The organism is Pseudoalteromonas sp. OFAV1, assembly GCF_021532595.1.
Taxonomy (GTDB): domain Bacteria; phylum Pseudomonadota; class Gammaproteobacteria; order Enterobacterales; family Alteromonadaceae; genus Pseudoalteromonas; species Pseudoalteromonas lipolytica_C.
In genome coordinates this window covers 26,764-38,866 of the sequence record NZ_JAKGBG010000011.1, presented here as the reverse complement: position 1 = coordinate 38,866, position 12,103 = coordinate 26,764, and the positions used below count along the sequence as shown (strand labels likewise).

General features: G+C 43.5%; 9 protein-coding genes and 1 pseudogene. 7 read left to right on the top strand and 3 right to left on the bottom strand.

All coding sequences use genetic code 11. From position 1 onward, the window contains the following. Positions 1–12: 12 nt before the first annotated feature. The 6 genes and pseudogenes from L1267_RS08520 to L1267_RS08495 all read left to right on the top strand — a co-directional run bounded on the left by L1267_RS08520 (position 13) and on the right by L1267_RS08495 (position 9,279). Positions 13–417 carry a DUF3224 domain-containing protein gene (locus L1267_RS08520; protein WP_062564809.1) on the top strand — a complete coding sequence of 135 codons (405 nt, stop codon included), beginning with the start codon at positions 13–15 and terminating at the stop codon, positions 415–417. Position 418: 1 nt separating this feature from the next. Continuing rightward, a complete protein-coding gene (locus L1267_RS08515; protein ID WP_135922870.1) occupies positions 419–598 on the top strand; it encodes a DUF4177 domain-containing protein in 180 nt (59 codons plus the stop codon). Beyond that, positions 598–1,215 (top strand): LysE family translocator, encoded by a 618-nt coding sequence (locus tag L1267_RS08510; protein ID WP_235382574.1) that lies wholly within the window; start codon positions 598–600, stop codon positions 1,213–1,215. Before L1267_RS08515 ends, L1267_RS08510 begins: the two co-directional genes overlap by 1 nt. 188 nt (positions 1,216–1,403) lie before the next feature. After that, positions 1,404–4,298, top strand: a pseudogene (locus L1267_RS08505) (TonB-dependent receptor). 22 nt (positions 4,299–4,320) lie between these two features. Further along, the gene (locus L1267_RS08500) at positions 4,321–8,637 is read left to right on the top strand and encodes an alpha-1,6-glucosidase domain-containing protein (RefSeq protein WP_235382573.1); all 4,317 of its coding nucleotides are present in this window, start codon (positions 4,321–4,323) and stop codon (positions 8,635–8,637) included. Between the two features lie 99 nt (positions 8,638–8,736). Further along, positions 8,737–9,279 carry a PH domain-containing protein gene (locus tag L1267_RS08495; protein ID WP_138558501.1) on the top strand — a complete coding sequence of 181 codons (543 nt, stop codon included), beginning with the start codon at positions 8,737–8,739 and terminating at the stop codon, positions 9,277–9,279. On the opposite strand, the gene L1267_RS08490 is transcribed toward L1267_RS08495, so the two are convergent. From L1267_RS08490 to L1267_RS08480, 3 genes are all read right to left on the bottom strand, one after another. Further along, on the bottom strand, positions 9,276–11,066 hold the full coding sequence (locus tag L1267_RS08490) for an alkaline phosphatase D family protein (RefSeq protein WP_235382572.1): 1,791 nt from the start codon (positions 11,064–11,066) through the stop codon (positions 9,276–9,278). The two genes, L1267_RS08495 and L1267_RS08490, sit on opposite strands and share 4 nt — an antisense overlap. A gap of 62 nt (positions 11,067–11,128) precedes the next feature. Next, positions 11,129–11,473: a rhodanese-like domain-containing protein gene (locus L1267_RS08485; RefSeq protein ID WP_063702368.1), complete on the bottom strand. Its 345-nt coding sequence runs from the start codon at positions 11,471–11,473 to the stop codon at positions 11,129–11,131. A gap of 1 nt (position 11,474) precedes the next feature. Continuing rightward, the gene (locus L1267_RS08480) at positions 11,475–11,663 is read right to left on the bottom strand and encodes a YgaP family membrane protein (RefSeq protein ID WP_235382571.1); all 189 of its coding nucleotides are present in this window, start codon (positions 11,661–11,663) and stop codon (positions 11,475–11,477) included. Between the two features lie 133 nt (positions 11,664–11,796). Here L1267_RS08480 and L1267_RS08475 point away from each other — a divergent pair, with 133 nt between their 5' ends. Further along, positions 11,797–12,102 carry an ArsR/SmtB family transcription factor gene (locus tag L1267_RS08475; RefSeq protein WP_054554407.1) on the top strand — a complete coding sequence of 102 codons (306 nt, stop codon included), beginning with the start codon at positions 11,797–11,799 and terminating at the stop codon, positions 12,100–12,102. Position 12,103: the final 1 nt, after the last annotated feature.

Below are 12,103 nucleotides of genomic sequence, written 5' to 3'. Positions count from 1 at the left end.
TAAGGGATTAGTATGGAATCTACAACTATCAGCGGGCAATTCACTGTAAAATTAAACCCTATTGGCGGCTATGCAACAGGTAAGGATGGCGTTAATTTAGGGCGCATGTCGATTGATAAACAGTTCTCAGGACCATTAGAGGCAACAAGCCAAGGCGAAATGCTCAGTGCCATGACTGCGACTCAAGGTAGCGCAGGTTATGTAGCGATTGAACAAGTTGTTGGGAGCTTAGAAGGTAAGCAAGGTAGTTTTGTACTGCAACATTTTGGCACCATGGATAAGGGGACTGACCGATTGATTTTAGAAGTGGTGCCAGACTCCGGCGCAGGAGAGCTTGAAGGTCTTTCTGGTAAAATGGCAATTCGAATTGAATCGGGTATTCATCATTATGACTTTGAATACCAACTGATGGACTAACATGCAAAAAGTAGTTGAGTTTAAAAAGAAGCGCTTTTTCGGCGGCATCGATATTGAGGCATTAAATCAACGGGTGTTCGAGTTAGGCCAAGCTGGTTGGCAAGTGAAAACAATTACCACTGCCACTGGGTTTTATGGTCAGATAACATCCGTTTTATTACTAATTGAGAATAACGAATAATGACACTAACTGAGTGGTTGAGTTTAGTTTTAATTTGCGTGATGGGTGCGATGTCGCCTGGGCCGAGTTTAGCTGTAGTATTAAAACATAGCCTACATGGCGGCATGAAAAACGGCATGTTAGCGGCGTTAAGCCATGGTATTGGGGTTGGTTTTTATGCGTGTGCCTCGTTACTTGGCCTAGGCGCGCTGATGACGCAGCTACCAACGCTTTATCAAGTGCTGGTATATGGCGGTGCAGCATACCTGGCATATTTAGGTATTCGTATTCTGTTAGCTAAACCTAGCTCGCAAACACTGAATGTTGAGCAGGCTAAGCCTAGTCCCCGCAGCGCGTTGCAAGATGGCTTTGCCATTGCCTTTTTAAATCCAAAACTAGCAGTGTTCTTTTTAGCACTGTTTTCGCAATTTATTGATCCAGAAAGCCTGACTTTGCAGGTTGGCTTAATCATGTGTTTAACGGTATTTGTGCTTGATACAGGCTGGTATCTACTTGTTGCACTGTTAACTGAAATATCAAAAAAGCGTTTTGGTTTTACCAAAGCGAATCCGTGGTTTGAAAAATTGCTAGGGATAATCTTTATTGCCTTAGCTGTTCGCGTCGTTATTACCCTATAAAACCCTCTATATTGCGATTACATCACGAATAAAAAAAGGGTTGTGATCGCTGCTTTCCCCAGTAAGCTCCTATTGCATACGTATTCATCACACAATATTTACCTTTTGGTTACACTTTATTGGTTGTTTTTTGACAACAACAATAACCACAAATACAACACTTCCAACGACAACAGGGTGGGAATCCAATGGGGAAATTCAAGCTAAGTGCACTTATGCTGGCTTTAGTGGCAGCAAATAGTGCAATGGCGGCGACGGAAGAAGAACGCACATCAGCGAAGGAAATCGATCCTGAGCTAGAAGTAATCGAAGTGCGCGGCTTTAGTCGCAGCTTAATTCAATCATTAAATCAAAAACGTTTTAGTGACACTGTCTCTGAGCAGCTATCAGCCGATGATCTAGGCGCATTGCCTGATGTGTCTATGGCTGATGCATTAACACGTCTGCCGGGGATCTCAGCGGTACGCACTGGTGGCCAAGCTGCCGAAATCAACATTCGCGGTTTATCAGGTGGATTTGTTTTTTCGACATTAAACGGTCGTGAGCAAGTATCTACCAGTGGTAGCCGTAGTATTGAGTTTGACCAATATCCGTCTGAGTTAATCAGCTCGGCGGCGGTGTATAAGTCGCCAAAAGCCTCACTCATTGAAGGGGGCGTCGCGGGGACGGTAGAGCTACAAACAGCCAGCCCATTGGATAACGACCAGCAACACAAATTTACTGCGAATGTACGTGGTATGTATAACGACCGTGCTTCAGAGGTATTTGATGCCACCGAATACGGCGACCGTATTAGCTTTTCTTATCAAGGCAAATTTCTTGACGATACGTTAGGTGTGGCATTGGGTTACGCGCGACTATTCCAGCCAAGTGTGGCGACTCAGTTTATCGGTTTTGCTTACAACGGCAATAAAGATGTTGATGGACTGGCCAATGATACTGATGGCCCAGTAGATAACCCTGCTAATGAATACATTAGCGAGGGTTTTGAGCTTCAGCACTTAGGTGGTGAAGAAACCCGTAATGGTTATTTAACCTCGATTGAATGGGCACCAGCCGATAACTTTAAACTAAAAGGTGATGCGTTTTTATCGCGTTTTGATAGCGAATCATTTGCCCGTGGTTTTCGGGTTAAGTTTGGTGGTCCGTCTGCGGTTTATGCTAACCCAGTACTTGACGGTAATGCGGTGATTGGTGGCGCGATTAACCGCACATCAAATAGCTTTACCCGTGTTGAGATCGTTAATGATGATAACCAAGACTTTGATGAAGTAGACAGCTACGGTATTAATGCCGATTGGCAAATTACTGAGCGTTTGAATGTCAATGCTGATGTGTCGTTATCTCGTGCTAAGAGTAATTTCCGTAATGGTTTACTGTGGGTATTGGTTGCAGAAGATGCCACCGTTGAGAACCCTGTGTTCGATACCAATGTATCGCTTAACTATCAATTAAACGGCTTAAACTTGCCTGATGTAGGTTTTAACCAAGCCGACGCGTTTAGCGATATTGACCGCGTTATGGTCAGTAAATACGGTATTTATCCGTATGAAAATGAAGATGAAGTCAAAGCGTTCCGACTCGATTTTAAATATGAGTTAGAGAATAACTGGTTCAGCTCAATTGAATTTGGTGCGCGTTATTCAGACCGTGAGTACAGTAATAATCGCTCTGTATTTGAGTACGGTAACGACGGCGCATTCTCTTCGACTCAACCACCGCTTCGCCTTACTGATGACATGGCTACAGTGGTAGATTGGCAAGGTGAGTTTAGCTATTTCCCATCATACCTAGCGATAGATTTAGATAAAGCGCTCAACGCGTGGTTCCCAAGTGGTATTCCGCAGCCAGTACAAACCTGGGGTAATGCCGATGGTGTTGTTGATTTAGATGGTGATGGTGAGCCAGATGCACAAGGCTATACCACTAACTACTCATGGACCATGTTACAAAGTGGCTCAGTGTATGAAGAGGTGGTATCAGCCTACCTGATGCTTAACATTGATACTGAAATTGGCACTTTACCCGTTACAGGTAATATTGGTATTCGCTGAGTAGATACCGATCAGTCAGCGACGGTACTCGAAAACGTCGGTGGCGATCCGCAACTCGGTGCGCAGTATATTGTTGATGACAATGGCATTGTTAACGACCTTTATGCACCAAGCGTATTAGGCATTAAATATACAGACTACCTGCCTTCATTAAACCTGAACTTTAAAGTGAGTGACGCGACACAAATTCGTTTTGCTGCGGCAAAAGTGATGGCGCGTGCTCCGATTAACCGTTTAGCGGGTGATGCCAGTGCATCGGTTAACAATGACGGCGAAATTAACGGTTCAAGTACTAATAACCCATTCTTAAAACCTTTCTATGCTGATCAATACGATATCTCGTACGAGCAATACTTTGAAGACACCGATGGTGCACTGGTTGTTGCTGCGTTTTATAAGAATATCGACTCATTCATAGATACGGTGGCCATAGAGAACTTTGACTTTAAAGGGAATGGTTTTAACGTACCAGAATACATAGTCGACCCAGTCAGCGGTGAGCAAATCGAAACCACTAATGGTGTGTACACAACTGCGGTTAACAATGCTAAGGGCGGTTATATTCGTGGTATTGAGCTTGCCTATACGCAAGTTTTCTCTTTTTTACCCTCACCGTTTGAAGGTTTAGGTATTAACGCTAGTTACTCATATACAGAGAGCGAAGTGCAGTCTATCACCGATTTAGGTGGTGATTCTGTATCGCAAGACTTACCTGGCCTTTCAAACAATGTTTTTAACGGCACACTTTTTTACAGCTATGAAAACTTTGAAACACGTTTGAATGTGCGTTATCGCGATGATTTCGTATCAGAGCAAGTTGCTGTCAATGAGCAAGTGGTGAATTTTGATGCAGAAACGGTTGTCGATTTCCAAACATCGTATCAGTTCACAGATTCATTCGGCATGTTATTACAAGTGAATAACTTAACCGATGAACCAACACAAAGCTACTTTGGAACAACCAGTAAAACAGGCACCACGCAATTCTTTGGTCGTCAGTTTTATCTAGGTTTTACCTATAACCATTGATCAGTGAGTTGGAGATAAAAATATGAAAATAATAGCTAATTTTAGCCGCTTACTGATTGCATGTAGCATGGTATTGCTAGCTGCATGTGGTGGTGGCGCAAGTAACGATATAGATTCAGGACAAGTATTATTGACCTGTAGTGTCCCACAAGTTCCCAATGAAGCGGGGACTGAGTGTGTTGATCCTCCGCCGATTAGTTGTCCGGCACCAACGGTACCCGATGAGAATAATGAGAGCTGCGTAGTAGGCGCTGATCCCACTTTGCCTGATCCTGTGGTTTTCCCTGCTGATGACGAAGCCATCTTATTCTATAACCGCACCAGTGATGATGCCTACGAAGGCTATCGATTACACTCATGGAATAACGATGACTGTGATTCTTACGCAGCACCGTTTGATGCCACTGATTGGGCAAATGGTCATGAATACGATGGTATTGACCCTAATTATGGCGCGTACTGGATTGTAAAACTAAAAGAGGGTTACAACGAGTGTGCTAACTTCATCGTGCATATTGGTACCGAAGGGTCTGGCAAAGCGTTTGGTGATGTTGATTTAAAAATGCCATTGATGCAGGACGATGAAAAGTTCCAACGCATGAACTTTACCATTCATGGTGAACCATCAGTATTTGAATATCCAATTGTTAGCTTAGGTGAACGTCCGGTGAGTATTTCTGGTGCATCAGCGCATTGGATAGATTTATCTACTGTGATTTATCAGCCAAGTAATGAGCTGACAAGTATCATTAAATTACACTCTTCAAGCAGTGCTGATTTAGCTGTCGATGAAGATACCGGTGAGCTAAATGGTCAAGTGGTTGAGCTTACATCGACATCTTTAAGCGATGAGCAAATCGCTAAAGTACCACACCTTGCTGGATGGAATGCGTACCAAGGTAGCTGGGATGCAGCCGCTGCAAAAGAGCTTATTAAACAACAATTAGTTGTGGCAGGCTACGATGCTGATGGCAAGCTAATTGAAGCAACCTATGTGCAAACCGCTAAAGCCCTCGATGACTTATATACCAGTGGCGAAAGTGACGCTAATGAAGCACAACTTGGTGTGCATTACGCCAATAATGGCATTGATGTGTCGGTTTGGGCGCCTACAGCCAGCAATATGAAACTAGCGCTGTATGATGCTAATAAAACTGAGCTAGAACAACTTGCTATGACCTTTGATAGCGCAACGGGTATTTGGTCTAGCAATGTCGATATTAGTCACGATCGCCATTACTACCGCTTTATGTTTGATGTTTATCATCCGACGACTAAGCAAATTGAAAGCTTATGGAGCACAGATCCTTATTCACTTAATGTTTCAACCAATGGTTTATATAGCCAACTAATTAACCTTGATGATGAAGATACTAAACCAACCGGCTGGGATGAGCGTATGGTGCCAACAATTGATTACCCTGAGCAAGCGGTAATTTATGAAGGTCATGTGCGTGATTTTAGTGTGCGTGATGAAACAGTCAGTGAAGCAAACCGTGGTAAGTATTTAGCGTTTACTGAGCTTGATAGCGCACCAATGCAACATCTTAAAAAGTTAGCAGATAATGGCTTAACACATTTCCATTTACTGCCACTGACTGATATTGGCACCATTGATGAAGATGCCAGTCAGCGTGTTGATATTACCGCAACCTTAGGTGATTTATGTAGCCGCATTGACGATGATGCCGATGCATGTAAAACCGAAGATAAGAGTGCATTGATAGTTGATTTAATGGCGTCTTACCTACCTGGCTCTGATGATGCTCAAGCACTTGCTAATGCAATGCGTGGTGTTGATAGCTTTAACTGGGGTTATGATCCGCATCATTTTATTGCGCCTGAAGGCTCTTACGCTTCATCGCCTGAAGGTATTGCACGAGTCAAAGAAACGCGTGCGATGGTCCAGTCTTTACAAGAAATTGGTTTACGTGTCGTGCTAGATGTTGTTTACAACCACACGACCTCATCAGGTGTTTGGGATAAATCAGTCTTCGATAAACTGGTACCAGGTTATTACCACAGATATAACGAAACATCAGGCGATATCGAGCGCTCAACCTGTTGTGAAAATACAGCAACAGAACATGTCATGATGGATAAGTTTGTTACTGATTCTATGGTGATTCTAGCCCGTGATTTTGGTTACGATAGCTTCCGCTTTGATGTGATGGGGCATATGCCAAAAGCATCAATTATGACCGCACTTAGTGCAGTGCAAGCGGTTGACCCTGATACCTACTTCTATGGTGAAGGGTGGAACTTTGGTGAAGTCGCTGATAACCGTTTATTTGTGCAAGCTAAACAAATGGATATGGCAGGCACTGAAGTAGGCACCTTTAATGACCGTATCCGTGAAGCAATTCGTGGTGGTGCGTTCTTTAGTAATAATGCCACAGATGGCAATTTATCTGAGCAAGATACGTTGCGTTTATCACTGGCAGGTAACTTACAAAACTACATTCTTAAAGACTTTAAAGGTAATTCAGCAAAAGGCAGTAGCTTTAGTTGGAGTGGTCAGCCTGCGGCTTATGCACTCGATCCGGCTGACAGCATTAACTATGTCTCTAAGCATGATAACGAAACATTGTGGGATCAGCTGCAATATAAACATGGCACTAACTTAAGTATTGAAGAGCGTGTGCGTGTTCACAATATGGCTTTAGCTATGCCGCTGATGAGCCAAGGTATTCCATTTATGCAAATGGGTGCTGATATGCTGCGTTCTAAATCAATGGATCGTAACAGCTATGATTCTGGTGATTGGTTCAACTTTGTTGATTTCAGTAAAGAAACCAACAACTGGAATGTAGGTTTACCGCCTGCGCAAGATAACCAAGCGAAGTGGGGCGAAATTGCACCTATTTCGGCAAATACGAATGCGCAAGCGATGGCTAGCGACATTGAATACGCAAGTAATGTATTTACTGAGTTCTTAGCAATTCGTAGTGCCAGCCCACTATTTAGTTTAACCACAGAGCAAGACATCTTAGACCGCGTTGGCTTCCACAATATTGGTAAGCGTCAACAGCAAGGCTTAGTCGTGATGAGTATCGATGATGGCGTTGGTTTGACTGATCTAGATAGCCAATACGATGCCATTGTTGTGGTGATGAACGGCACAGAGCAAAGCTTATCGCATACGGTATCAACGGCTGCGGGTTTTGAGCTTCATCCTGTTTTAAAAGCGAGTGTTGACTCTAGTATGTCAGCGGCAAGCTTTATAGCTGGTGAGGGCGAAGGTACCTTTAATGTTCCGCCATATACTGTTGCTGTGTTTGTGAAACCACAAGCTGATGCACAAGGCGAAGGCCTAAGTGCCGATGCGACTGTGGGGGCACCTGATATCGTACCATTTGGTAGCACAACAGTTTATGTTCGTGGCTCGTTAAACGACTGGGGTACGGCAAATAGCTTTGAATATGTGGGTAATGGCGAGTACAAAATTGCCATTCCTCTAACAGCGGGTAGTTATGAGTTTAAAGTCGCTTCAGAAGATTGGTCTACCGTTGATTTTGGAGCGCTTTCTGCCGATGTTGCTGAGGTGATCGAAGGTGAAGATGAGCCGCTAACACGTAGTGGTGCCAATATGATCTTTACGGCGGCAATGGATGCTGTTTATGTGTTCTCATTCGATGCCACAGACACCGATAACCCAGTACTTAAGGTTTATAACGAAGAGCCATTTGTTGGCACTGCAATTTATGTGCGCGGTAGCTTAAATGATTGGGGTACCAGTGACGAGCTGATGTATCAAGGTAAAGGTATTTATACCTTCACTAAACAGCTAACCGCGGGTAGCTATGAATTCAAAGTAGCCTCTGAAGACTGGAGTACGGTGGATTATGGCTCAGGTGAAAGCAGCGCGGCAGTCACTGTGGGTACAGAAAAACTGCTCGCAGTAAAAGGTGCAAACATGACAATGGATATTGCAATCGATGGTCAATATCAGTTTGTGTTTGATGCCAGCAACCTTGAAGAGCCACTCATGAGCGTATTCAATGCAGAAATGTTTGGCGCAACTCAGGTGTACTTACGCGGTAGCGTTAATGGCTGGGGCACAGATAACCCACTGATTTATGCAGGTGATGCGATGTACAGTACCACCATGACATTAGAAGCAGGTGATTATGAGTTCAAAGTCGCTTCTGAAGATTGGAGTACCGTAGATTATGGCGGCAGCGGTGATGCCCCTGTTGCTGTACTTGGCGAAGCCGCTTTACTAGAAGCCGTTGGCGCCAATATCGCCCTGAGTATTGCAGCTGCTGGCGATTATCGTTTTACAGTGCGAGGACCTGACCTGAGTAAACTAACAGTGACGGTTGAAGCAGTGGAGTAGCTTTCCCTGCAGTACCCTTAAGCCGGGCTTTTGCTCGGCTTTTTTTGTATTTAATGAAAAGTTTGTATATTGTCATAACTACTTATCAAGGAGCCTATGATGACAGAAACCAGTTTATTGAGTGCCAGCTTTGATCCAAAAGTAAAACAGTATTGGTTATTACTGGGTATTTTTACCTGTGTGATTAGTATGGTAGGTATCCCTTTCATTCCCATTGTTGCGTTAATAATCTGGCTGGTGGCAGGGCGTATTTTAGCGGCGATGTCAGCCACGTTGCTAACGCGTAAGTTAGTGGTAAAACGCGGTGTATTCTTTAAAGAAGAAAAATCGATCCCACTTGAAAAAATAACCGATGTGGCACTTAGCCAAGGTCCTTTGATGCGTCAATTTGGTCTTTATCGACTGAGTTTTGAAACGGCAGGTCAATCAGGGCAAGGTGCATTAGTATCATTACTCGGAGTGGTTGATGCAGAGGCTTTTCGCGAAGCAATCTTGAAACAAAAAGATGAGATGACGCAAAGCAGCAGTGCTAAAGCTGAGCATAAACCTGAAGATAGTCAGTTAGAACTGCTGCGTTCACTTACTTATAGCGTAAAAAACATTGAGCAAATGTTAGTTACGCTATTAGATGAAAAGCGTTAAGCCAGTTGTAAAGTAGGGTTACCAGCTTGTACGCTGAGCGCTTTTTGACGCTCGCTAAGCAGTGTGTAATCGGCTGTTTTAACGCTACTTACATAATGCCACTGGGCTAGTGCTTGCTGTTGAGTAAAGGTGACCGTTAAGTAACCGCGTTCCACTAAATTGTTGTAAGCTAAGTCGTTAACCAGTAATGCAATAACTTGCTCAATTTGTGCGACAGCTTCGCTCGGTTGCGTATTTAACGCTAAGTAGTTCTCAAGACCCGGAGAAGAAACCGAAGATGTGGCAAACTCAACACCAGCTGCAGCTTTAGCAGAAACAGGGTTACTGTCATCAGTGACTAATTGTCCTGCCCAGCTGTTATGCGTATCACCCGCTAAAACCACCAAGTTCTTTTGCGCTGCAATTGCAGTCCCAAGTATTACCTCACGTTCATAAGCATAGCCATCCCATGCATCAAGATTATAAGGCGCTGTTGTTTCTACGCGTGCTCGCTGCTCACTAGTAACCGTTGGATCGCCAGCTAATATACGGCCTTTAATTTGCGCAAGCTCACTAAATAACGTGTTTGCTTGAGCAAGTAATGCAGATGGGTCAGCACCGCTTGCTTGAGTCACTTGAATATTCATAAGTAACTGCAAAATCTCAAATGGCAAATGCATTTTGGTCATCAGCACTTGTTGCCCAAGTACTTGCCATTGTGTTGTTGCTGTTGTTAAACCATCAGTTAGCCATGTAAGTTGCTCGTTACCTAATAGGGCACGAGTCGGTGAGCTAATTGCTGCAACAAAGTCAGCTTGTCCTTGGCTGCTGGTTAAATCGAAATCTGCATAATTAACTTGCTCGTCGCGAGCTAAAACACGGGTATCGAGCATGTGTAACGACACTAAATTGCCAAACTCGAAGCGTCGATAAATACGTTCTTTATCGGCTACATTACGGATAGGCATCCATTCAAAGTAGGCTTGTAGCGCATGCATTTTGCGCTCGCTAAATTCACCTTCGCCGTCGTTGTGATTTTCAGCGCCACTGCGCCATGTATCATTAGTTATTTCATGGTCGTCCCAAACAGTAATAAATGCACAATGACTATGGGCAGCTTGCAGGTTTTCGTCTTTACGATAATGGGCGTAACGTTTGCGATAATCCGCTAAAGAAATGATTTCGTCGCTATTGTCATCAGGTAATAAACGGCCAAGTTCGGCGGCATTTTCAGTGGCATAACCTGTATTACCATATTCGTAGATGTAGTCACCTAGGTGCAGTACTGCATCTAAATCGGTTTGTTTTGCGATTTCACCATACACATGAAAGTAGCCAGCAGGATAGTTAGCGCAAGAGACAACGGCAAATTTTACTTGTTCTATGTTGTCGGTTGGAAGCGTTTTACCTGCTCCAGTAGGTGAGGTTTTACCATTACTTATGAAGCGGTAGTAATAGGTAGTGTTAGCATCGAGACCTTGCAGATCAACTTTTAAGGTGAAGTCGGTTGCATCGCTTACCTGTGTTTCGCCATCATGGCTAATGGTTGTGAAGTTAGCATCTGTTGAGGCCTGCCAAACAACGTTAACACTCGTGACGTTTTCAAGTGGTGTTATGCGAGTCCAAATAATGAGACTGTCAGCGAGAGGGTCGCCACTGGCAACACCGTGATCAAAGCTGACAGGGATTTGCTTTGTGGTTTCGTCATCATCGTCATTAAGACTACAGCCCGTTAAACCGAAAGATAAAACGGCGGCTCCAAAACCAGCCGCCGATGCTTTTAAAAAGCGTCTGCGTGTAAAAGTCATTGCTCTGTACCTATAAGTAGAAAAGTACGAGCTTATCCGACCAGTGTTACTGTTCTATGAAGTTAAAACACCTGACAAATTTGTTCTGCATTACAGGTGATTACAGTGACATTTTCGTAGCCAACACGAGTCAGAGCTTCGGCACTCAGTGTGGCACGAGCACTACTTGCACAGTGTAAGTAAATGGGTCTTGCAGGATCTTTTTCAATTTCCATTAATTTCATTTCAAGTACACCGCGTGGGATATTAATTGCACCTGTTGCTGCTTTAGTTGCGTGTTCAGCAGGCTCACGTACGTCTATTAATAAACCGTGGTTTTCGCTTAATTCTTGTTTTGCTTGGTCAGCGCTAATGCGGCGCTGGTTTGGGGCAACAATTTTCATTAAGTCAGGAATTGGTGTCAGCATACTAATCCTCCATGCCAAGTCTGCGTAAAATGGTGATCATTGGGCACCATTTCGTGAATGCCGATTGAATTAAGTTTAGAGCAATAAATACCGTAAACCAAATCCACAGCGGACTGTGAAACTGTTGTAGCAACAATGAAATACAGATCATTACACCAGCAATTAGGCGAAGCGCGTCATTTAGTTTCATAATAAGACCTCGATAACAGAGTGATGTATTTAATATATTAGATAATACTACATTAGTAAATTCTAATATTAGACTTTTCTAATATATCAATCTATACTTTAGCGGTATTTTAAGAATATAGAGTAGTGTGATTATGAACATCGATTTTGCGGCTATGGCCGACAATGTGGAACAAGCAGAGCAAATGCTAAAGATATTGGCGAATAAAAATCGCTTGATGATCTTATGTTCGCTGCAAGATGGTGAAATGAGCGTGAGCGAATTAAACGAAGCTGTGCCGTTGGCGCAGTCAGCATTATCGCAACACTTAGCGGCACTAAGAAAAGCTCAGATAGTCGCGACTCGACGCGAAAGCCAAACTATCTATTATCGCGTGGTGGATGAAAACGTAGTATCGATCTTAGCAACCCTATATGGTTTATTTTGCAAAGGTAATTAAG